We start from the raw sequence: 23,858 nt of genomic DNA on the forward strand, positions 1-23,858 counted from the left end.
CTCCTTAGCTGACAATCATATCGTCACGATGAACCGCCACCGGGCCATATTCGTACCCGAGGATTTCACTGATTTGTTGCGAGTGATGCCCCGCTAACATGCGCAGCGCATCGCTGTTATAGCGTGATACACCGTGGGCCAAATCCCGCCCGCCAAGATTGCGGATACGGATCACTTCACCGCGGGAGAAATCCCCTTGAACATTGCGAATACCTTTGGGCAGCAGCGAACTCCCCCGTTCCATAATGGCGGCTACAGCCCCATCATCGATGGTGATTTCACCCGCTGGCGGCGCACCAAAAATCCAGCGTTTGCGGTTTTCCAGCGGTGTTTCCAGCGCATGGAAGCGGGTACCGACTGGTGTGCCATCGATCACATTCGCAATGACACCGGACTGACTGCCCGCCGCAATAATCACATCAATACCGGCGCGGCAGGCAACATCCGCGGCTTGCAGTTTAGTGGCCATACCGCCAGTGCCAAGGCCTGAGACGCTATCGCCAGCAATGCCGCGCAAAGCATCATCAATACCATGCACTTCGCGAATAAGCTCAGCTTCAGGATTGTTACGCGGATCAGCCGTGTATAGCCCAGCCTGATCAGTCAATAGCAGTAGCTTATCGGCACCGGCAAGAATGGCCGCCAGTGCAGAAAGATTATCGTTATCGCCTACTTTGATTTCAGCGGTGGCGACAGCATCATTCTCATTGATTACCGGTACGATACGGTTATCCAGCAAGGCATTCATGGTGTCACGGGCATTGAGAAAACGCTCTCGATCCTCCAAATCAGCACGGGTCAGTAACATCTGACCGATGTGGATGCCATAGATGGAAAACAGTTGTTCCCAGAGCTGAATTAACCGGCTTTGCCCGACTGCGGCTAGCAGTTGCTTTGAGGCAATAGTGGCAGGCAATTCTGGATAACCCAAGTGTTCACGCCCGGCAGCAATCGCCCCGGAGGTGACAATAACAATACGATGACCTTTTGCGTGTTGCTGGGCACATTGGCGCACCAGTTCAACAATATGGGCACGGTTAAGACGACGGGAACCGCCGGTCAGAACACTCGTCCCCAATTTCACAACCAATGTCTGGCTGCCACTCATAATTTTTCTGCCATTGGAATGAATAAAAGAAACAATATATACCCAAAGTAATTGGAGTTGCAGTATGGCTGCCAGCGAACTCATCCCGATGAGCTTATTCATGTAAGATCAAACCTGATTCGGGTGAGTGAATATAACTAACAGCCCTGCGGCGCGAAGTACGAAGGGGATGGGTCTTTGTAGCAGGCGGGAGGCATAATGCCAACAGTCAGAATGAGAAATTCCCCCTTTTATTGTGCTAAAGGGGGAATATTCTGCTTAATTAGGTATTAACAAACTGTCTTTTAAGCAGACAGCTTAATCGGCTGCTCGCTAAAATTCTGTGCTGGTTCCAACCTCATTTCAATTGAAGTCAACATCTCAGCAAGGCGTTTATGGAAACCACGCAGCGTGGTCTCCAGTTTCTCTTGTATTTCAGGATCTTTAATCTTTTCCGCTTTCCAATTGCCTTCTTTATTAAACAGGCCAAACTGGTAAACGTAGGTAAAATGGTCTTCTGCCGGTACCAACTCAATCCACCAGCCCCAAAACTCACGTTTCTCGGGGGCAAGCTTCACATTGACGCAAACAGCTAAACAGTCAAAGAAAAAATGGTCACTCTGGCACTGCCCTTCACGCAGATATGGTCCTAAAGCGGCAAAACGTTTCATAAGCTTACTTTTAGGATGAGCACTGGTCGACGTCATTCTTAAATCTCCTTATATAGACGATCCTTTTTAGCAAACTGTTAAAAATTAGCAACTCATTAACGCATTTTATCTTCTAACCACTGACTGGCTTGCAATAATGCACGGTGGAAATTGTCGTACAGCGGCGTTGATGATATAGGTAATAGCTTGCCATCCGCCGAGGAAGAACAAATTAACTTCGCCTCTTCTTTCGGGCTGAATGGATCATTTTCCCAGTACCCCGCCAACATAGGGGTTTGGCAACGCCGCCCCAGTAACCCCTGTGTTTTCAGCGAATAACTGTTCATTTCTGTTCTAAGCGTTTCATCTGCCGCATCAGCCATTCCCAATCGGCTGGCCATAACATCCATATACATATCTGGCACCTGGCGTTGACTGTCAGCATTACACAGAAGATGATGCACAATCGGCCCGAGACATGCCACAGCACGCACCCGCTGGGGTTCTAAATACCCCAGGCGCACCGCCACGTTGGCACCGAAACGGAAACCGAAAACACTGACCCGCTGATGATCAACCCAAGGGATACCTGGTAATGCCTGCAATACTTGCTGATGCAGATAACTGGTATCCTGCGTTAACTTCCAACGCGATGAAGCCCCCACCGATGGCATGTCCACTGTCAACATGGCTATCCCTTTCGGGGCCAGATAGTCACGGAACAATCGATGATAGTCACTTTGCAATGTATCCAACCCACCGCACATCAATACCGTTGGGAATGGCGCACTGCCGACTGTGGGCATATGCAGGAAACCCGCCAGCGTACCGCCATCTGAAATAGCAAAATTAAGCTCTTTTAGGTTATACGGCAGATGTTCAGCGGCGGCTTCATAAGCGCGGTTTGATAACACCTCGACTTGTTCGGCCAACTCATCGCCTTTCAAATGTGGATAACCCGCAATGCTGTATAAGTTGGCCGCATTTAACCAGTATTGACCGGCATTCAATGGGTCGGTCTCTTCCATGGCTTTTTGCTGCCACAGCATCCCCTGATGGGCCCACTCATAAATCCAGTTACCATTGCGATAGCCCACTACAGTATCTAGCAGTTCGTTATCGCTGTGTTCCGCCTTTGAACAGGCAATGCGTGACAACACTTCTTCGATTTCAAGAGGATCGACACCGCGCCAGGTCCATATCAAGCGGTTGATCATCCGATACCAATGGCTGGTGGTATCACCGTCCAAAGCAGAATGCACTGTCATAGGATGGTTGCAGTGAGCATGCCGCACGAGAGTAGAGGTTTCAGGATGTTTGAATTTTGGTTTAAACAGAATTTCAGAGAGGTTGGCTTGTGCCATGATAACGATAGCCTCCATAAGCCGTGATTCAGGCCCGATAAGGGCTGGTCAGATGGGGTCAAGTGTACTCATACTGCGGAGAAAATGAAACGCCCGGAACTGACCAGGCGTTTAAAGCCAACTAAATTACTTACCGCTTAAAGGAGCAACAAATGTTACTGCCATGTCCCACGGCTGCTCAATCCAGGTACCCTGAGGGATATCAACCACATAGTCATCAACTAATGGGCGACCAGCAGGTTTGGCAAAAATAGTAACAAAGTGTGCTTTCGGATACATATCACGGATAGCTTTCGCAGTACCGCCGGTATCAACCAAATCATCAATTACAATAAAGCCTTCACCGTCGCCTTCAGCACGTTTCAGGACTTTAAGATCACGTTGATTATCATGGTCATAGCTAGAAATGCAAACGGTGTCTACATAACGAATACCCAGCTCACGCGCCAGAATACCAGCCGGAACTAACCCACCACGGCTTACCGCGATGATACCTTTCCATTGCTCGGCTGGCAGTAAACGCTTTGCCAGTTTGCGGGCGTGAATTTGCAACATATCCCAGGTAACGACGTATTTTTCGCTCATAAAGTGTAATCCCAGCCAGTAAAGGAGTGGCTTGCCATGTATCAGAAGGGGAAAAAAGGTTGCGCGAGATTATAGTGAGCCAGCCGGATAAAAACCAGCAATTATCGGGCTAATTAATCGGATCGAATGCGGTAATTGTGCGGCGAAACGCGCGTAATGCCGATGAAAGTGATATTCTCAAACCATCTCGCCATTCCGATGGCGGTTTGTCATTACCCCTAAAATCTTTAGTCATCAACCCGATAGCATCTCTGACATCTTCATTCTGAGGTTGCCGATATGAGCATGCTGTTACAGGAGACTTACAGTGTCTGAACTGTCTCAACTTTCGCCTCAGCCGTTGTGGGATATTTTCGCAAAAATCTGCTCCATCCCCCATCCGTCTTACCATGAAGAAGCGCTGGCGCAGCACATTATGACGTGGGCCAAAGAAAGAGGCCTGCACGCCGAGCGCGACCAGGTCGGTAATATCCTGCTGCGTAAACCTGCGACCAAAGGGATGGAAAACCGTAAGCCGGTGGCGCTGCAAGCCCATCTGGATATGGTGCCGCAGAAGAATAATGATACGGTACATGACTTTACCAAAGATCCTATCCAGCCTTATATCGACGGTGAATGGGTTAAAGCCCGTGGCACAACATTAGGTGCGGATAACGGCATTGGTATGGCTTCTGCGCTGGCCGTATTGTCTGATGACAGCGTTGAACATGGCCCACTGGAAGTGCTACTGACCATGACCGAAGAAGCCGGTATGGACGGTGCATTCGGCCTGCAACCTAACTGGCTGAAAGCCGATATTCTGATTAATACCGATTCCGAACAGGAAGGTGAAATCTATATGGGTTGTGCTGGTGGTATTGATTTCATCACCACTCTGGCCCTGAAGCGCGAAGCAGTCCCTGCAGGTTACCAAACCCTGAAATTGACCTTAAAAGGCCTTAAAGGCGGTCACTCAGGTGCGGATATCCATTTAGGTTTAGGCAATGCTAACAAGTTGCTGGCCCGCTTCCTGTTCGAACACGCAACAGATCTGGATCTGCGCGTATTGGATCTCAATGGCGGCACATTACGTAACGCTATCCCGCGCGAGGGGTCGGTGATCCTGGCGGTTAGTGCAGATAAAGTCGATCAATTAAAAAGCCTGAGTCAGGCGTATCTGGCAACGTTGAAAAACGAACTGGCTGCGGTGGAAAAAAATCTGGCACTCCTGCTTGAGCCAGTATCTACTGATGTAAAAGCGCTGACTCAAGACACACAGCAACGTTTAGTGGCATTGCTGAATGCTACGCCAAACGGTGTAATTCGCATGAGCGATGCCGTTAAAGGCGTGGTTGAGACCTCACTGAATGTGGGTGTGGTTACCATGAATGAGAACGAAGCAGAAATCATCTGCCTGATTCGCTCCCTGATCGACAGTGGCAAAGATTACGTGGTGAGCATGCTGACGGCAATTGGTCAATTAGCTGGCGCACAAACGCTACCGAAAGGCGGTTACCCTGGCTGGCAGCCGGATCCAACCTCTCCTGTCATGGCATTGGTGCGGGAAACCTACCAAAAACTGTTCAACAAAACACCGAACATCATGGTTATCCACGCCGGTCTGGAGTGTGGTTTATTCAAAAAACCTTACCCGGATATGGATATGGTGTCGATTGGGCCAACCATGACCGGCCCACATTCACCGGATGAACAAGTTCATATCGAAAGCGTTGGTCAATATTGGCAGTTGCTGACCGCACTGCTAAAAGCCATTCCAGAACGGGCATAAACAACGCTGATTGATCTTTAGATGATAACGGCGGCGCTTTGGCCCGCCGTTTTTTATTGATCGCATTATTCCCAACTAAGCAGTAATTGCCGTTCAAGTTGTGGGTCCAGTAAAGTGACATGTAGCCCAACCAAACGTACTCCCCGCCCGGTACGCCGTTCATTCCATGCCGTGCGCGCCACTTGCAGCAAATCGGCCTTATTCAGTTCTGGCCAAACATGCTCCTGTGTAGTTTGTTGAAAATCATGAAATTTCAACTTAACGCCCTGACGTGCGATATGCAGATCCGGCCTCACTTTGCGTAATCGAGTTTCCAGTTCAATATAAAGCTGATCAATCAATGCCTCACAACTTTCCCAATCATGAATATCTTCCGCCAGCGTTCTTTCAACACCGACCGATTTACGCAATCTGTCCGGGGATATTTCACGCTCATCAATACCGTGGCTACGCTCCCACAGCACATGACCGAATTTGCCAAAACGCTTTAATAATTCAGCTTGCGGATAATTTTGCACATCACCGCAGGTAACCAACCCGAGTTCTTGTAAACGCTTAGCGGTCACTTTCCCCACGCCAGGGATCTTACTCAGCGGCAAATCATGCAAGAAAGGCTGAATCTGATTAGGGGTGATGACATATTGACCATTAGGTTTATTCAGATCTGAAGCGATTTTGGCCAGAAACTTTATCGGGGCAATACCGGCGGAAGCGGTCAGACTCAGTTCATCAAAAATGGCTTGACGGATTTCCTGAGCAATTAAAGTGGCAGAACCACTGCATGCAGTGCAATCAGAAACATCCAGATAGGCCTCATCCAGCGAGAGCGGCTCAATCAGCGGGGTATAACGAGCGAAAATTTCACGGATATGCAGTGACGCCTCTTTATAGGCTGCCATTCTGCCAGGGATAACTTTAAGCTGTGGACAAAGTTTAAGTGCCATCGCCGTTGGCATAGCACTACGAACACCATAACGCCTGGCAGGGTAATTGGCCGTACTGATCACTCCACGCCGATCGCGACTGCCACCAATCGCGATGGGAATATCACGCAAACTGGGATCGTCGCGCATTTCCACTGCCGCGAAGAAGCAATCCATATCGACATGAATAATCTTACGCATGTTATCTTTCCCCAACCAAACTACTGTATAAGAATACAGTTAAATCAGGAAAATTCAAGATTATCCTAATCCTCAGCCACGCAGCTTTTCTTGAGAGCCGAACGCAACGGCTGCCTACAGGCAACCGATGGGTTCAACCACAATATTCATTTAGCGGTCGCTAAAAATAGAACTCTTCAATGACTTATCTTGCTGATGGCGCTCTAACGCCAGCTCAATCAGTGTTGTGATCAGCTCGGTAGAACCTACGCCCGTAGCGCGCCAGAGTTTGGGGTACATATTGATGTTGGTGAAACCAGGCAGTGTATTGATTTCATTTATAATAACTGTATTTTCTGGCGTTAAAAAGACATCTACCCGTGCCAGACCACGGCATTCAAGTGTACGAAACGCGGCTAATGCTACTGCGCGAATATGGTCGCTGGCTGCACTGTCTATCACCGCAGGGATAACCACCTGAGCACCGGTTTCATTAATATACTTGGTATCGTAGGAGTAAAATTCATCACTGACGACCACTTCACCACACAGGCTAGCTCGAGGGTTATCATTACCCAGTACCGCACATTCAATCTCACGCCCGACAATCGCGGATTCAACCAATACCTTATGGTCAAAATCAAACGCGAGCGTAACAGCCTGCTGGTATTCAGCCGCATTGCGTACTTTACTCACCCCAACCGAGGAGCCTTGATTTGCCGGTTTGATAAAGAGGGGTAAACCAAGTTTTGCCGTCATCTGCTCAAAACTGTAATTATCTTTATTTGCTCGCGTCAGTGTAATGAAGGGGGCGATATTCAACCCGGCATCACGCAGTAGCCGCTTGGCGATATCTTTATCCATGCTCACTGCAGACCCCACCACACCAGAGCCAACGAAGGGGATATTTGCCATACGCAGCAAGCCTTGCAAGGAACCATCCTCCCCTAACGTACCGTGTACTATAGGGAAAATGACATCCAGTTGCGCCAATGCAGTAGCATTATCCGCAGCGATAAGCTGCTGCTGCTCTTGACCGGGAATCAACGCTACATTTTTGTTTGAGTGGTTCAGGGAGATCAACGCCGGGTTCTCTGCATTTAACAAATAGCTGGACGCATCGTTAACATGCCATTCCCCCTGCTTATCAATACCTAGCAGCGTGACATCAAATTTTTCTTTATCAATCGCCTCTACGATGTTTTTGGCCGACTGTAACGACACTTCATGCTCTGCCGATTTACCACCAAAAATTACACCAACTCGCAATTTCGACACACAACATTCCTTCTTAAGACCTGGCACTTAAAGGTGCAACAACCCAGTGAAATATCACATCACACTAATACAACTTTTACCTGCTTAACTAATGGTTTTTATGATTTATGCAGAATTTTCTCATCCCGCGATAGGTGATAAATATCCTCAATATCAGTATGCAATTCTATCGTTGAGCAATTCTGCTCTGCGCGTATTCGAATCAGATAGCCATACCGTAAAGTCATAATTATCCTAATCAAAACACCAACTAATTACGTATATAACAGAATTGAATACTGTTATTGGCTTTTTTTAGAATTTTGTCATTTATTTTAATAAAAAATCATTAAATTCGAAAAGGTCGAAAAAATGTTAGTGATATGATTAACTCTCACCTTATAAAATTCATTATTAGATAATGAATGGAAACTATATATTATGCGAAATTATATAATGGCCACCCTACTTCTTTCCGCTACTTTTATTGTTAATGCTCAATCCGTTACGGTTTCATCACCACAGATTATTGCTCATCGTGCAGGAACGGCAGATGCGCCAGAAAATACCTTACTGGCTATCGATAAAGCGCTATCTAATGGTGTTGATGCTATATGGATTACATTACAATTATCTAAAGATAATATCCCAGTATTATATCGCCCTTCAGACCTCAAAGAACTAACTGATAAGTCCGGGGCGGTTTCTAGTTATACAGCTCAACAACTCGCTAAAGTGGATGCGAGTGTTGCCTATAACAAGAAACATCATATCCAGCCTAAAACTGACTCACGCACCAATATTCCCACACTTGATGAGGTGCTGAAAAAATATCCTGATACGACATTCTATCTGGACATTAAGTCACCAGATGCCAACCCGTTAACCTTTGCCAAAGCCCTAAAAGAGACGCTTACCGCAAGCACTAAGGGAGAAAAAGATCGCTTCGCACGTACCCGGGTTTACTCTACAGATGATAACTATCTGAAAGCACTGGATACCGTCAATGCAGACAGCGATGCCTCGCATAAAATCAAGCGTTTTGAAAGCCGCAACTTTACCCGTACTCAATTAGCTAATATTACGATGGATCATAAATGTGAATTACCAGCAGATAATACAGAACGTTGGTATGGTTTAGAGTTACATCGCAAAGTACAAGTGGTAGAAAAATACACGTTGGGCGAAGGGCGTTCTGACGCCGTATTAAGTTGGGATAAAGAGGCGATGGATTGCTTTAGAAAAAATACCAATGCACATATTATTTTCTTCGGCATTAATACTCCTGAAGATTATAAAAAAGCCAAAGAATTACAGGTAAATGGCGTCATGGTTGATTCTCCTGCACTTTTTAAAAATATAGTGAGTAAGAATAAATAAGTAAAAATCGACCACCGTGATATGGCGCTAATCAGAAAATGGAACAACAGCCTTATCACCGTAAATTGACATACCAAAAACAGCATTAAAGTGTAAATATAAACCCCCCAGTCAATACTGAGTTGGCTGGGGGGTTCTGTCTAAATTTGTGTGTCATGCCTATACAATTTTTATACACAACTCTCTATATTGGTCGTATCGTAATCTATAACACACCTTATAAAATACGATATTGATCCAATTTCTTCTGCCGAGCAGCTTCCTTAGCCAAGCGTTTCTTACGTGAGTCACAAGGCTCAGGGCAGTCACATACTTTTTCCATCCCCAAAGCCCCAATTCCTCCGCAACTGCCCTGCAAGGTTTTACGCTTTACGATATAACCTAACGACATCCCGCCGATGACCAATAGAAAAAAGACAAAGGATGCGATAAAAACTGTCAACATATCCTCTCCTATCAAGGCCGTTTTTGTAGATAAGGCTTGAACGCGTCAGAATAACGCTCCTCAAAGCCCTTATCGGTTTTTACTATCATAAATACCGGAATACCCAGTAAATTAGCAAGTGCCATACCTCGTTCTGGCCCAAGGACATCTAGCCCAGTCGACAGCCCATCTGCTGTCATACAGCTTGGATCTAAAACGGTGATTGATACAAGCCGGTGATTAATTGGCCGCCCCGTTTCCGGGTCAATCGTGTGTGAGTAACGCACGCCATTCTGCTCAAAATAATTACGATAATCCCCAGAGGTCGCTATTGCCATACGCCCCGGTTCAATAATCTCTTGCGCGCTTTGTGCCGAGCCAGTAACAGGTTTTTCTATCGCAATGCGCCAAGGCTTATTGTCACCATTATTACCGCGCGTCCGCACTTCACCGCCGATATCAACCATATAGTGGGTGATATTTTGCGTTTCCAGATATTCAGCTACAACATCAACCCCATATCCCTTCGCAATAGAGGAAAGATCGACATACAGCTCAGGGATCCGTTTGATTAACGCACCTTTTTCTACTGCCAGTTTATCAATACCAGCCCATGCGCGACGTTTAGCTATTTCAGCTTCAGTAGGGACAACTTCTGGCCGCCCTTCAGGACCAAACCCCCATAAATTAACTAAAGGCCCGACAGTGACATCCAGAGCACCATCGGTCAGGCGATTAATTCGGATAGCCTCACGCACCACTTTAGCGGTATCCGCTGATACTCGAAATGGTGTACTCACTGCGCGACTTTGATTAAAACGGCTCAATTCAGAACCAGACCGATATGTCGACATCCGGTCATTAACCAGTTCCAACTCGCGGTCTATTTCCTGCTGTAACTTCTTTGGGCTGGGTGTGGATGAGTCACTCACATATTTAATTGAATATGAGGTCCCCATCGTTTTACCTTCGAGATTGACTTGCTCAGGGCCACATCCTGTGAGCAGCAAAGCCCCCACGGCGGCTATTAACCAATGCGTTATATGTTTCTGCACGATATCCCCAATTGCGGTAAAAAGCCGAATAATGGCAAATCAGCCGCCAAAATCATCAAGCATAATATTGTCATCTTCTACACCGAGATCCTTCAGCATTTTGATAACTGCCGCATTCATCATCGGAGGACCACACATATAGAACTCACAATCTTCCGGTGCCGGATGATTTTTAAGGTAATTTTCTAACAACACGTTATGAATAAAGCCGGTATATCCCGTCCAGTTATCTTCCGGTTGTGGGTCTGATAATGCAACGTGCCAACGGAAATTATCATTCTCAGCCTGTAGTTGGTCAAAATCTTCTTCATAGAACATTTCACGCCGTGAACGCGCACCATACCAAAAACTGATTTTACGCTTCGAATGTAGCCGCTTAAGCTGATCAAAAATATGCGAGCGCATCGGTGCCATACCCGCCCCACCACCAATAAAGACCATCTCGGCATCGGTATCTTTGGCAAAAAACTCACCAAATGGACCAGAGATAACCACCTTATCACCGGGTTTTAATGACCAGATATAAGAAGACATAATGCCTGGCGGCGCATCAGGAACTGACGGTGGTGGCGTAGCAATACGCACGTTAAGCATAATAATGCCGCGCTCTTCTGGGTAGTTCGCCATGGAGTAAGCACGCACCGTTGATTCAGCGACCACTGACTCGAACCGGAACAGATTGAATTTATCCCAATCACCGCGATATTCATCAGGTACATCAAAGTCTGTATATTTAACTGTATGCGGTTCAGCTTCTATTTGGATAAAACCACCGGCGCGGAATGGCACCACTTCACCATCGGGAATTTTTAGCTTCAATTCTTTGATAAATGTGGCTTTATTATCATTAGAGATAACTTCACATTCCCACTTTTTCACACCAAAGATTTCTTCTGGCAATTCAATTTTCAGGTTCTGCTTCACACTAACCTGACAAGCTAACCGACAGCCTTCTTTAGCTTCACGCTTTGAGATATGTGAAAGTTCCGTCGGCAGGATATCCCCGCCACCTTCTTTAATCGTCACGCGGCACTGCCCGCAAGAACCGCCACCACCACAAGCTGAAGAAACGAATATGCCCTGGCTGGAAAGCATATTGAGCAGCTTATCCCCCGCAGGCGCGGTAAAACTTTTATCCGCATCATCATTAACATCAATCGTGATATCACCGGTATTCACCAACTTTGATTTGGCGAATAGAATCATCACTGTCAATGCCAGTACGATAAGGGTGAACATCACTACGCCCAGAATTATTTCCATGACTTATTCCTGCCTTTATAGATTCACACCGGAGAAAGACATAAACCCTAAGGCCATCAATCCGGTTGTGATAAAGGTGATCCCTAACCCCTGTAAACCCGCAGGCACATTGGCATATTTCATTTTTTCGCGAATACCTGCGAGCGCCACAATTGCCAGCATCCAACCGATGCCCGAGCCAAAGCCATAAACGATAGACTCAGGGAAATTGTAATCTCGTTGTGCCATAAAGGAGACGCCGCCGAAGATGGCGCAGTTCACAGTGATCAATGGCAGGAAGATACCCAGTGCGTTATAAAGTGCTGGGAAATAACGATCGAGGATCATCTCCAACACCTGCACTATGGCAGCGATAACGCCAATAAAGGTGATAAAATTCAGGAAACTGAGATCAACCCCTTCAACTAATGCGCCATCTCGCAGTATCAGATTGTAAACCAGATTATTCGCAGGTACTGAGATACCCAATACCACCGTTACCGCGATGCCAAGGCCAAAGGCGGTCGACACTTTCTTGGAAACTGCAAGGAAAGTACACATCCCCAAAAAGAATGCTAACGCCATATTTTCCACAAACACCGCGCGGACAAACAGACTGATGTAATGTTCCATCGTCAATTACTCCTTCTCAATCTGCGCAGGTTTCAGGGTACGCAGACCCCAAATCAGCAAACCAATGATAAAGAATGCGCTAGGTGCCAACAGGAACAATCCGTTCGGCTGATACCACCCGCCGTTCTGGACGGTTTCAAATACTGTCACACCAAATAACTTACCGGAGCCAATCAGTTCGCGAACAAAACCCACCAACACCAGCACGACGCCATAGCCCAAACCATTACCAATACCATCCATAAAGCTTTCAATCGGCGGCGACTTCATTGCATAGGCTTCGGCACGCCCCATCACAATGCAGTTAGTAATAATCAGGCCAACAAACACGGATAGCTGTTTGGATATCTCATAGGCAAAGGCCCGTAAGATCTGATCCACCACAATCACCAGCGAGGCAATAATCACCATCTGAACAATGATGCGCACACTGTTTGGAATATGATGGCGAATCAGTGAGATGAAGAAACTGGAGAACGCAGTTACCAAGGTGACTGCCAGTGTCATCACTAATGCGGTTTCCAGCTTGGTGGTCACCGCCAGCGCGGAACAAACGCCAAGGATCTGTAACGCTATCGGGTTGTTATCAAATAACGGCCCGAATAAAACTCGCTTAATCTCTTTGGTATCAGCCATTTTTTAACGCTCCTTCGCGCACTTTTTTCAGGAACGGGCCAAAGCCGTTTTCACCGAGCCAAAAATCAAAGCTGTTTTGCACCCCATTAGAGGTCAAGGTCGCACCTGACAAGCCATCGATCGCATGAGGATCATTAGCCGGTGCGCGCCCTTTAACAATCCGAATAGCCGGTTGGCCTTGCTCGTCAAATAGCCGCTTACCAATCCATTGATTACGCCAAATTGGGTTCTCAACCTCACCTCCCAGCCCTGGGGTCTCACCCTGATCGTAATAGGTGATACCACGCACCGTTTTGCCGTCAGTGTCGATGGCAACAAAGGCATACATCATTGACCACAGACCGGAGCCATAAACAGGGAGAACTATCTTGTTGATTTGCCCGATTTCACCACGTACCAGATAAATTTCAACCACGTTAGCGCGCCGGCGGATGCCAGCAATATCCTGTGCGGGCGTCAGGGCAATGCTCATTTGGTCACTACGCAATGCCTGAGCACGATCAAAGGTTGCCGGATCCTGTTGAATAAACGCACCACTTTGCAAATCTAGCAACCGTGGCTCAATGCGCAGCGCAAATTCCCGCTGAACCTCTTCTGCGGGCATTCTTGGTTGCAACAAACCCGCCACCGCCAGAATATTGCGTTGTTTATCTAACAGACGTTGTTCCTGCTGCTTGGCTTTCAACCCCACAGCCGCACCAGCCACCACCACAGAACACACCAGGCATAGCACAATTACCACCAGCAACGTTTTGCCGATGCTGTCATTATTTCTTGGTTTATCACTCGCCACGCGCTTTCCTCCGCTTGATATTGGCCTGAACAACCACATAGTCAAATAGCGGTGCAAACAGGTTGGCAAACAAGATAGCCAACATCATTCCTTCGGGATAAGCTGGATTAGCGACGCGGATCAACACACACATCGCGCCAATCAAGCCGCCATACCACCATTTCCCTTTATCAGTAAAGGAAGCCGAAACCGGATCGGTCGCCATAAAGATCATACCGAAAGCGAAGCCACCGAGTACCAAATGCCAATACCACGGCATAGCAAATAGTGGATTGGTGGTGGAGCCGACCCAGTTAAATAGGTAGGCCGTGGCAATCATGCCAATCATCACCCCTGCAACAATACGCCACGAGGCGATGCGCCCGAAAAGAATAATGGCGCCGCCAATCAGGATCATTAGCGTGGAAACCTCACCAATAGAGCCGGGAATATTACCGAGGAAAGCATCCATCCACGTAATAGGCTGATTGGTAATGGTGTTAACCAAACTGTGACTGCCGTTAACACTCCACTGTGACAATGGGGTTGCGCCGGAGAAACCATCTGCGGCAGTCCACACCAAATCACCGGATATCTGAGCCGGATAAGCAAAGAATAAGAAAGCACGCCCAGCCAGTGCCGGGTTGAGGAAGTTACGCCCAGTGCCACCAAAAATCTCTTTGCCAATAACCACGCCGAAAGAGATCCCAAGTGCTGCTTGCCATAGTGGTAACGTAGGTGGAACTATCAGGGAAAACAGAATCGAGGTAACAAAGAAACCTTCATTGATCTCATGCTTGCGGACAATGGAGAAGACCACTTCCCAAAAACCGCCAACCACAAATACAACGGCATAGATAGGCAAGAAATAAACCGCCCCCAGCACCATTTTACTGGCCCAGCCAGCATCTGGAGCCAATGACGCCCCCAGCATTTGTGCCAACCGGTAATGCCAGTCACTGGCTATAATCTGTTGCAGTTCCGCGCCACTGTAGAGTTGGTTCAGCGCCGGAATGGCCTGTAGCCCTACGTTATACATACCCCAGAACATGGCAGGGAATACCGCCAGCCACACCAGGATCATCATCCTTTTCAGGTCGATCGCATCTCGCACATGAGAAGCACCCGGCGTCACTTTGCCCTGTGTATAGAAAATAGTGGCAGCCGCTTCATACAGCGGATAGTACTTCTCTAATTTGCCACCCGCTTCAAAGTGGTGTTCTATTTTCTCAAGAAAACTTTTCAAGCCCATCAGTTATCCTTCCTGCTCAATCTTGGTCAATATGTCGCGCAGTGCCGGACCGTATTCGTACTTACCGGGGCAGACAAATGTACACAAAGCCAAATCTTCTTCATCCAACTCCAAACACCCTAGCGCTTGCGCGCTGTCGGTATCACCGGACAGTAGATCACGCAACAAATGGGTTGCCAGAATATCCAGTGGCATCACCCGCTCATAGTTACCAATTGGTACCATGGCGCGCTCCCCACCATGCATATCGGTAGAGAAAGCAAACAACTTGCGTTTGAAGAAATGGCCCAGCGTAGTACGGGTGATCGAGTATTTATCACGCCCTGGCATTACCCAACCGAATAGCTCTTTTTCTCGCCCTTCGCGGATAACCGAAACTTGCTGGTGGAAACGGCCCAAATAACCATGAGTTGCCGAGAAGGCCGTACCGCTGAGCACTGAGCCGGAGATAATACGATTCTCACCCTCTTTTAACTTGCCTGCGGTCAGTTCAGATAAGCTGGCGCCCAAACGGGTGCGCACTAAAATCGGTTGATTCACCTGTGGGCCAGCCACCGCAACGATGCGGTCAGTACAGAGTTCACCACGGGTAAACAATTTACCGATAGCAATCACATCCTGATAGCCCACATGCCACACCATTTTGCGCAAACTCACCGGCTCAAGGAAATGAATGTGTGTCCCCACCAGACCCGCAGGATGCGGGCCGGAGAACTCGTTATAAGTCACTTGCCCGTTCGAATGGTTGACCGCAACCTGCCCCGGAGCATGACCCACATGCACTTTGCCTTCAGTTAAACGCGTGAGAACAGTTAAGCCGTGCTTAAAGGCGTCTGACTCAGTGGCAATAATGACCTGCGGATCGGCTGCCAGCGGCTGGGTATCCATCGCACTGACAAAAATAGCGCGTGGGCTACTGCCTGGCACTGGGGTTTTACTAAACGGTCGGGTTCTGAATGCGGTCCATAAACCAGATGCCAGCAATTGGCTTTGTACCTGTTCATTGCTCAGATGATTAAGATCAGCGGCCTCATAGTGTTGGAAAGGCATTTGCTCATCCCCTTCAATCTCGATGACAACAGACTGAAGCACCCGACGTTCACCACGATTGATGGCACTGATTCTGCCACTGGCGATCGCAGTAAAGGTAACTCCTGGATTTTTTTTATCTTCAAAGAGCGCCTGCCCTTTTTTAACCCAGTCACCTTCTTGCACCAACATTGAGGGGCGCATGCCTACATACTCTTCACCGAGCAGAGCCACATGACGAATAACAGGCCCCTCCTCTATTACCTGCACAGGTACTCCAGCGATGGGAAGGTCTAGCCCTTTCTTTATTTTAATCATAGGTTTGAACAACTTTATTAGTTATATCAAATGCTGTACTTAGCCCAGAGCGTACAGCTACATAAAGATAAGATACTTTCATGGTTCAGTTAAACGACGGTTTAATACTCAGTCAATTAGACAGACATGAACGCTGGTTGAAAGAATCGCGGCGATTATTGCTGATACCCACGTTATATGGTTTCAGGGTGAAGCGGCTGTAATAGCGATTACATGTACAGACCATCAGCAGCGGACGATTTTAGCATTTTCATTCTACACTGTCTGACAAATGCAGTGACTTGGGTCAAGCAAACACAAATAATTTACTACTCATTTATCTATACGCTCGGTAAAATCTTGTTGATAATTCATCTTTACCGACTTTGTGGTTATTTTATACAAAACATATATTGCTAAAAATTTTCCGACTGATAATCTGCGCATATAAATCAAAGAATGCAGTGGCATAATTTACATAATATAAGTAGGAATAATAAATGGGCAAAATCGCACGGTTGTTTGCGATGCTTACGTCTGTGGTGATAATGGGTTTGCCGGCGGTTTCCTTCACCAGCTCAGCCAGTGAGCCAGTGGCAGTTTCCAAAGAGCTAAAACAACAATTACTCGGGTCATCGGTCTATATTCAGATTTTCAAAGAAGAACGTACCTTGGAATTATACGCCAGGCTACAAGGTGAATATCGTTTAGTGCAGAGCTATCGCATCTGTGAATTCTCAGGTGGCCTTGGCCCAAAACGCCGTGAAGGGGATTTTAAAAGCCCGGAAGGTTTTTACAGTATTGATATGCGCCATTTAAAACCCGACAGTAAGTTTTATCGGGCAATTAATATTGGCTTCCCAAATGATTATGATAAGTCGCAGGGTTATTCAGGGAAATATCTGATGATCCATGGCGCTTGCAAATCAATCGGCTGTTATGCAATGACCGATGCCTATATGGACGAGATATTTAACTACGTGCAAACGGCATTTATCTTTGGTCAGGAAAAAGTGGATATCAGTATCTACCCTTTCCGTATGACTGAACAGAATATGCAACGCCACCGTAACTCGTCGGATTACAGCTTCTGGCGGCAATTACAGCCAGGGTATGCCTATTTCACCAAAAATCGGATGCCACCATCAGTTGCAGTGATCAACGGGCAGTATGTACTCAGCCGCCCGCCGGTCGCCAATGCACCGGTATCGCAGTATGCGCTGACCAAATCAAATTCGCTCACCAAAACAGAATAATGCAAATTCACCTGGTGCAATTTTGTGCCAGGTTTCATTACCTGTCAGAGGTTGAGTCGCGATCACCGTGACCACATCTTTGGGTGTGGTCTGGCGTTGAAAATCTATCTCAACATCTTGATCCAGTAAGGTCGCTTTGCCAAAAGGTGCTCGGCGAGTTATCCAATACAGATTGGTCGAACAGAACGCCATCACAAAACGCCCATCCGAAAGCAACATATTAAAGACCCCTTTTGCCCGCAACTGCTCACATAAGGTAGCGATATAGCGGAATACCGCTGGCCAGTTACTGGGGGTTCGAGGGTAACGCTTTGCCAATTGGTTAAGTAACCAGCAGAACGCATATTCGCTGTCGGTCTGACCGATAGGCCGGAAAGTCCCGGTGTCTAATTGACGATAGCCTTTAAGTTGACCGTTATGGGCATACGTCCAGTTTCGCCCCCACATTTCGCGGGTAAAAGGGTGCGTATTCTCTAACGCCACTTCACCGCGATTTGCCTGACGGATATGAGAAATCACCGCGCAAGATTTTATCGGATAATCTTGCACCAAACGGGCTATCGGTGAATTAAAACTGGGTTGGGGATCTTTAAACGTGCGACAGCCGTTACCTTCATAAAAAGTAATACCCCAGCCATCTTTATGTGGGCCAGTCCCCCCGCCCCGTTGCACCAGGCCGGTAAAGCTAAAGCAAATATCCGTGGGAACATTTGCGCTCATCCCGAGCAATTCGCACATAACCAACCTCCCGCGTATATCTTAGCTCTTGGTGTTGCAGCAGTGTTAGCTGCTCTCGCTCACCGTCAAGGTGATCAACGAGATTGATAATACCGTTGATCACCACGACATATCAGGCTTTAACCATCTCTTTTTCAATCAATTGAATCAAGATATGAATCACTTTGATATGAATTTCCTGAATACGATCGGCATAACCAAAATGAGGAACCCGGATTTCGATATCTGCCGTGCCCGCCATTTTACCACCGTCTTTGCCGGTCAGGGTGATCACTTTCATGCCTTTGGCACGGGCGGCTGCAATCGCCTTAATGACATTACCTGAATTACCGGAAGTAGAAATACCGAGTAGTACATCCCCTTCGCGACCTACTGCTTCAACATAACGAGAGAAAATATAGTCATAACCAAAATCATTACTGACACAAGAGATATGGCTAACATCTGAAATAGCAATCGCCGGATAGCCGGGGCGATTTTCGCGGTAGCGGCCAGTCAACTCTTCGGCAAAATGCATGGCATCACAATGGGAGCCACCATTACCACATGACAAGACTTTGCCGCCCGCCTTAAAAGAATCAGCCAGTAATACGGCTGCGCTCGCAATAGCATTGATATTGCTATCATCTTTCAAAAAGTTTGCCAGTGTGTCTGCTGCTTCATTCAGTTCACTGCGGATTAAATCCTGATACATGGGAGCCTCTTTATAGTTCTATATATAAATATTCGTCTGCCGCCAGTGTAACGGATAGCATAAACAGCGAGAAGCACTGTAATGAATAAGACATAAGACTTTTAGCTATTAATGCGGGCAGTTTGTGAGATGAGTTGTAAATAACATGTAATGGTATTGCTAAAGATAATGAGATGGACTACAACAAATGTATCTCTCAACAGGTCAGACCTCCTACATCTCAGGAGCTTTATTATGATGGTTCTTAGCATTGTTGCCTTGCTGGTTCTTATTGGTGTGCTGTTCTATCACCGGGTGAACCTCTATCTTAGTAGTTTGATTCTTGTCGTTTACACCGCCGCGATGGGGGCCTCGCAATTATGGTCATTCTGGGCATTATTGCCGCTGGTGATTGTTTTGCTGCCCCTGACGCTAACTCCGCTGCGTCAGTCACTGTTTTCTACGCCAGCATTGCGCATGTTCCGTAAAGTCATGCCAGCCATGTCACGCACCGAAAAAGAAGCGATTGATGCAGGCACCACTTGGTGGGAAGGTGATTTATTCCAGGGCCAGCCTGACTGGAAGAAACTGCATAACTACCCAAAACCGCAGTTAACCGCCGAAGAACAAGCTTTTATTGATGGGCCGGTAGAAGAAGCCTGTCGTATGGCTAATGACTTCCAAATCACCCACGAACTGGCTGACTTGCCGCCAGAACTGTGGGCGTATCTGAAAGAACATCGCTTCTTTGCGATGATTATCAAGAAAGAGTACGGCGGCCTTGATTTCTCAGCATATGCTCAGGCGCGTGTATTGCAAAAACTGTCTGGCGTGTCTGGCATTTTAGCCATCACTGTTGGCGTTCCTAACTCTCTCGGCCCCGGCGAATTGCTGCAACACTACGGTACTGAAGAGCAAAAAAATCATTATTTGCCTGGTTTGGCCCGTGGCGACGAGATCCCTTGTTTCGCCCTGACCAGCCCAGAAGCAGGTTCTGATGCCGGCGCAATCCCAGATACCGGCACCGTTTGTATGGGTGAATGGCAAGGCAAACAGGTACTGGGCATGCGCCTGACCTGGAATAAACGCTATATCACCCTTGCTCCGATCGCCACAGTGCTCGGACTGGCGTTCAAATTGTCTGACCCTGAACATCTGTTGGGCGATACCGTTGATTTAGGCATCACCTGTGCGCTGATCCCAACTAACACGCCTGGGGTGGAAATTGGTCGTCGTCACTTCCCACTGAATGTGCCGTTCCAAAATGGCCCGACCCGTGGCAACGATATCTTTGTGCCGATTGATTACATCATCGGCGGGCCAAAAATGGCCGGACAGGGCTGGCGCATGCTGGTGGAATGCCTGTCGGTTGGTCGCGGGATTACCTTGCCGTCCAACGCCACTGGCAGCTTGAAAAGTGTGGCGATGGGGATTGGTGCTTACGCCTATATACGTCGTCAGTTCAAAATCTCAATCGGTAAAATGGAAGGGATTGAAGAGCCGTTGGCACGAATCGCCGGTAATGCTTATGTGATGGACGCGGCGGCAACCTTAATTACCAGCGGCATTATGCTGGGTGAGAAACCGGCAGTGTTATCCGCTATCGTTAAATATCACTGTACCCACCGTGGTCAACGCGCCGTGATGGATGCGATGGACATTGCGGGCGGTAAAGGGATCTGCCTTGGCCCAGCCAACTTCGTGGCCCGTGGCTATCAAGGTGCACCTATCGGTATCACCGTTGAAGGCGCTAACATTCTGACCCGTAGTATGATTATCTTCGGTCAGGGGGCGATTCGCTGCCATCCGTTTGTACTGGATGAAATGGCAGCGGCACAATCCAATGATGTTGCCGCCTTCGATAAGGCGCTGTTCGGTCATCTGGGCCATGTGGGTAGTAGCAAAGTCCGTAGCTTCTGGTTGGGGCTGACCAATGGCCGCACCAGTGCCACGCCAACCAAAGACAGCACTCGCCGTTATTACCAGCATCTGAACCGCCTGAGCGCCAATTTAGCTTTGCTCTCTGATGTCTCAATGGGGGTGTTGGGTGGCAGCCTGAAACGTCGTGAACGTATTTCTGCCCGTTTGGGAGATATTCTCAGCCAAATGTATCTGGCGTCTGCAACACTGAAACGCTATGAAGACGAAGGCCGCCAAAAAGAAGATCTGCCACTGGTTCATTGGGGTGTGCAGGATGCCCTGCATCAGGCAGAACAGGCTCTGGATGATTTACTGCGCAACTTCCCAAATGGCATTATTGCCGGGTTAATGCGGTTAGTGGTCTTCCCGTTTGGGCGCGTGTATCAGGCACCGTCAGATCGTCTGGACCATCAATTAGCGCAGTTACTGCAAGTGCCATCAGCAACCCGCAGCCGTATTGGTCGTGGTCAATATCTGACACCGAGCGAGTTTAACCCGGTAGGTTTACTGGAAGCAGCGTTACAAGATGTGATTGCAGCAGAGCCAATTCATAAGCGCCTGAGTAAAGAAGCAGGTAAAAGCCTGCCATTTACTCGCCTGGATGTGCTGGCAAAACATGCGCTGGCTGAAGGGAAAATCAGTGCTGAAGAAGCCGCTATTTTGACTAAAGCAGAAGAGAGCCGCCTGCGTTCAATTAATGTCGATGAGTTTGCCGCGGATGCACTGGCAGCCAAACCAGTGGTAAAGCAGCCCACCAAACAACGGCAAACTGAAGCCGCGTAATGAATGAGTCTTATTGATGTAAGTGTCTACTCAAGCCTCCGCTTCAGGAGGCTTTTTTTATCATCTTTCAGCCTGGCAATCATCTAACAACGCTCTGATAATCAAACCGAATTGCTCAGGTTTGCCGGAAAATAGTACATTGTCAGGCTGAATTTTTAGCAACTGGCAGCGTAAGCTATTACGCCACTCGGTATCGGTAATCAACCGTACTGTAACCGCAATGTACTCAGCCAAATCATGTGTAATCAGCTCCTCAGACAATCCCAGCCGACGGAACAATCCTTCATCTATATGTTCGTGTACTTCAGCCCCGCTCAGACAAACACCGGGTAAGCCCTGACGCACTGTATCGACGATGCCATTAGTATTGCCGAAAGGAAAAGGATTAATAAACAGGTCACACTGATTAATGACCAATAAATAGTCCTGATAAGCCAAGTGCTCATAGATTTTAGCTTGAGGGATAACAGCATTAATTGCTTTTTCCATAACTCGATGGGTAATACCCCAGCAAAAACCCACCAGAAAATGAAATATAACCGGCGTTGATGTTCGTTGGGCTATTTCCGCGCAGGTGGCAATAAAGCGCGGGTTAATTTTCATCGCTGAGGCACAAACCGCAATATGTACCGCAGGTCGCTCATCGAAATGTTGTACCGGTTCTGGCGGGCGGATATTGGCAGGCGGCACATAGGGCAGGCAATCCTTGGGTAACGAAACCACTTTTTCGGAGAAACACCGGGGATCCCCCAGGTAATCCTCTTCCACCAACACCGCATCAATATAGCTGGAATGGGTTGTTGCCGGATGGCCTAGTGCCATTATCTGTAAGGGCGCTAAGCGTAAATTAGTCAGTGCAATGGTGAGTGGAAACATCCCGACACTGGGGAAATAGATAACATCAGGGCGCAGTTTCTTTGCCAGCACAGCAATCGCCTCAACCGCCCCCGTCCGCTGGACTTCGGTAAAATCATCAAAAACCTCACGGGTTGTGGCATCTGTTGCCTCAACAATAGTGGCACCATGAGTAGAAAACTGCTCACGCGCGGCGCGTAACGTGCTGGAATGGGTACGATAAATAGAATGACCGCTGTTAAACCATTCAAGAATAACCAGCATCAATGGTTTGCTACGTGATGGTGGGCGAGAGCAATTATCAGATAGCCCATTGTGAAGTAGAGTGTTACGTAGGTGAACATTAATACTGCGTTTTATGGCATGCTTTTCTGCCATATCAGCATAACTGCAATGCATATAAACATCATGCAGGATACGTTCGGGCAAGCCCTCAAGGCTCTCCAGCGTTAACAGTTTTTCAGGTAACCACGCTAATAGCTGCTCACGTTTCGCGTGGCCTACGGCGCTGGGTAAAATACGCGGCGACAGTAGCGCCAGAAACAGTGCTGCTGCCGCATGGGGATTAAATTGCCATAATATATCCGGCTGAAGCGGAATACCCGATTCAGGTAAATACATCAGGCAAAATTTTAGAAAATTATTGCGCTCAAAGCGCAGAGGATGAGCACATCCTTCCCCAGCTTGATTAAGGTTGGTAATCACATGATCCGCATGACCAAACGGTGATGCGGCAAATATCAACGCGATCCAGCGATGGAAATTAATCAGTTGTAAAAAACCCTTATCTGATACCACAAAACCAGGATCAGAAAGCAGGTTGCCAATCGCTGCGGCCAGGCGATTACAATAATGCTCCTGCTGTTGTATTGACTGTTGCTGAAGCGAAAAAACATCCCAACGACCATATTGGGTATCCAGTTGGTCCAACATCAATACCAGTAATCGCCCCGCCGCCTCATAGCGCCGCACACAAACTAAAAACTCGAAATAAGGCAATGAAAACCCTGCCGACTTCTCCACCACTTGGGTTAATTCAACTGTTTTCTCCACCATTACCAGCTCCCCTTGTTACGCCGATATCACCGCTTATCTAGTA

21 protein-coding genes are annotated in these 23,858 nt (G+C 47.6%); 4 read left to right on the forward strand and 17 right to left on the reverse strand.

Translation table 11 applies throughout. From position 1 onward, the window contains the following. Positions 1-4: 4 nt before the first annotated feature. The 4 genes from proB to gpt form a co-directional block, all read right to left on the reverse strand. Complete coding sequence (gene proB, locus EL015_RS16295; RefSeq protein ID WP_032907132.1) at positions 5-1,108, reverse strand: glutamate 5-kinase; 1,104 nt, start codon at positions 1,106-1,108, stop codon at positions 5-7. A 284-nt stretch (positions 1,109-1,392) separates the two neighbouring features. Further along, positions 1,393-1,794, reverse strand: a complete 402-nt coding sequence (crl, locus tag EL015_RS16300) for a sigma factor-binding protein Crl (protein ID WP_032907117.1) — start codon at positions 1,792-1,794, stop codon at positions 1,393-1,395. Between the two features lie 59 nt (positions 1,795-1,853). Beyond that, positions 1,854-3,101 (reverse strand): esterase FrsA, encoded by a 1,248-nt coding sequence (gene frsA / locus EL015_RS16305; protein ID WP_032907116.1) that lies wholly within the window; start codon positions 3,099-3,101, stop codon positions 1,854-1,856. 126 nt (positions 3,102-3,227) lie between these two features. Next, on the reverse strand, positions 3,228-3,686 hold the full coding sequence (gene gpt, locus EL015_RS16310) for a xanthine phosphoribosyltransferase (protein WP_005189217.1): 459 nt from the start codon (positions 3,684-3,686) through the stop codon (positions 3,228-3,230). A 307-nt stretch (positions 3,687-3,993) separates the two neighbouring features. Here gpt and pepD point away from each other — a divergent pair, with 307 nt between their 5' ends. Then, entirely contained in the window at positions 3,994-5,454 is a 1,461-nt protein-coding gene (gene pepD / locus EL015_RS16315; RefSeq protein WP_005189213.1) for a beta-Ala-His dipeptidase, read from the forward strand. A 65-nt stretch (positions 5,455-5,519) separates the two neighbouring features. Here pepD and dinB read toward each other — a convergent pair whose 3' ends face one another. After that, positions 5,520-6,578, reverse strand: a complete 1,059-nt coding sequence (dinB, locus tag EL015_RS16320) for a DNA polymerase IV (RefSeq protein ID WP_005189210.1) — start codon at positions 6,576-6,578, stop codon at positions 5,520-5,522. 150 nt (positions 6,579-6,728) lie between these two features. Beyond that, the gene (gene ddlA, locus EL015_RS16325) at positions 6,729-7,835 is read right to left on the reverse strand and encodes a D-alanine--D-alanine ligase (protein ID WP_005189207.1); all 1,107 of its coding nucleotides are present in this window, start codon (positions 7,833-7,835) and stop codon (positions 6,729-6,731) included. 420 nt (positions 7,836-8,255) lie between these two features. Here ddlA and EL015_RS16330 point away from each other — a divergent pair, with 420 nt between their 5' ends. Beyond that, complete coding sequence (locus tag EL015_RS16330; protein WP_032907113.1) at positions 8,256-9,194, forward strand: glycerophosphodiester phosphodiesterase family protein; 939 nt, start codon at positions 8,256-8,258, stop codon at positions 9,192-9,194. Positions 9,195-9,411: 217 nt separating this feature from the next. On the opposite strand, the gene nqrM is transcribed toward EL015_RS16330, so the two are convergent. Genes nqrM through EL015_RS16370 form a run of 8 tightly spaced genes read right to left on the reverse strand, consistent with a single transcriptional unit; the run spans position 9,412 to position 16,555 of the window. After that, a complete protein-coding gene (nqrM, locus tag EL015_RS16335) occupies positions 9,412-9,639 on the reverse strand; it encodes a (Na+)-NQR maturation NqrM (protein ID WP_005189198.1) in 228 nt (75 codons plus the stop codon). An 11-nt stretch (positions 9,640-9,650) separates the two neighbouring features. After that, a complete protein-coding gene (locus EL015_RS16340) occupies positions 9,651-10,673 on the reverse strand; it encodes an FAD:protein FMN transferase (RefSeq protein ID WP_032907111.1) in 1,023 nt (340 codons plus the stop codon). Between the two features lie 39 nt (positions 10,674-10,712). Further along, positions 10,713-11,936 (reverse strand): NADH:ubiquinone reductase (Na(+)-transporting) subunit F, encoded by a 1,224-nt coding sequence (nqrF, locus tag EL015_RS16345; protein WP_005189182.1) that lies wholly within the window; start codon positions 11,934-11,936, stop codon positions 10,713-10,715. Positions 11,937-11,951: 15 nt separating this feature from the next. After that, positions 11,952-12,548: an NADH:ubiquinone reductase (Na(+)-transporting) subunit E gene (nqrE, locus tag EL015_RS16350; protein WP_005189181.1), complete on the reverse strand. Its 597-nt coding sequence runs from the start codon at positions 12,546-12,548 to the stop codon at positions 11,952-11,954. Between the two features lie 6 nt (positions 12,549-12,554). Next, complete coding sequence (locus tag EL015_RS16355; protein WP_032907109.1) at positions 12,555-13,184, reverse strand: NADH:ubiquinone reductase (Na(+)-transporting) subunit D; 630 nt, start codon at positions 13,182-13,184, stop codon at positions 12,555-12,557. Further along, positions 13,177-13,977 (reverse strand): Na(+)-translocating NADH-quinone reductase subunit C, encoded by an 801-nt coding sequence (locus tag EL015_RS16360; RefSeq protein ID WP_032907108.1) that lies wholly within the window; start codon positions 13,975-13,977, stop codon positions 13,177-13,179. The genes EL015_RS16355 and EL015_RS16360 overlap by 8 nt, the downstream gene beginning before the upstream one ends. Then, positions 13,967-15,208 carry an NADH:ubiquinone reductase (Na(+)-transporting) subunit B gene (locus EL015_RS16365; protein ID WP_005189161.1) on the reverse strand — a complete coding sequence of 414 codons (1,242 nt, stop codon included), beginning with the start codon at positions 15,206-15,208 and terminating at the stop codon, positions 13,967-13,969. Before EL015_RS16365 ends, EL015_RS16360 begins: the two co-directional genes overlap by 11 nt. A gap of 3 nt (positions 15,209-15,211) precedes the next feature. Then, positions 15,212-16,555 (reverse strand): Na(+)-translocating NADH-quinone reductase subunit A, encoded by a 1,344-nt coding sequence (locus EL015_RS16370; protein ID WP_005189157.1) that lies wholly within the window; start codon positions 16,553-16,555, stop codon positions 15,212-15,214. 479 nt (positions 16,556-17,034) lie between these two features. Between EL015_RS16370 and dpaA the strand changes: the two genes are divergently transcribed. Beyond that, positions 17,035-17,790, forward strand: a complete 756-nt coding sequence (dpaA, locus tag EL015_RS16375; protein WP_032907106.1) for a peptidoglycan meso-diaminopimelic acid protein amidase — start codon at positions 17,035-17,037, stop codon at positions 17,788-17,790. On the opposite strand, the gene EL015_RS16380 is transcribed toward dpaA, so the two are convergent. Both EL015_RS16380 and lpcA read right to left on the reverse strand, forming a co-directional pair. Further along, a complete protein-coding gene (locus EL015_RS16380) occupies positions 17,764-18,528 on the reverse strand; it encodes a class II glutamine amidotransferase (RefSeq protein ID WP_032907104.1) in 765 nt (254 codons plus the stop codon). The two genes, dpaA and EL015_RS16380, sit on opposite strands and share 27 nt — an antisense overlap. A 112-nt stretch (positions 18,529-18,640) precedes the next feature. Beyond that, complete coding sequence (gene lpcA, locus EL015_RS16385) at positions 18,641-19,222, reverse strand: D-sedoheptulose 7-phosphate isomerase (RefSeq protein WP_005189147.1); 582 nt, start codon at positions 19,220-19,222, stop codon at positions 18,641-18,643. A 234-nt stretch (positions 19,223-19,456) separates the two neighbouring features. On the opposite strand from lpcA, the gene fadE reads away from it, so the two are divergent. Next, the gene (gene fadE, locus EL015_RS16390; protein ID WP_005189144.1) at positions 19,457-21,904 is read left to right on the forward strand and encodes an acyl-CoA dehydrogenase FadE; all 2,448 of its coding nucleotides are present in this window, start codon (positions 19,457-19,459) and stop codon (positions 21,902-21,904) included. 60 nt (positions 21,905-21,964) lie between these two features. On the opposite strand, the gene EL015_RS16395 is transcribed toward fadE, so the two are convergent. Next, positions 21,965-23,815, reverse strand: coding sequence for a hypothetical protein (locus EL015_RS16395; protein ID WP_005189142.1), 1,851 nt, complete (start codon positions 23,813-23,815; stop codon positions 21,965-21,967). Positions 23,816-23,858 lie beyond the last annotated feature (43 nt).

This window comes from Yersinia intermedia (assembly GCF_900635455.1).
Lineage (GTDB): Bacteria > Pseudomonadota > Gammaproteobacteria > Enterobacterales > Enterobacteriaceae > Yersinia > Yersinia intermedia.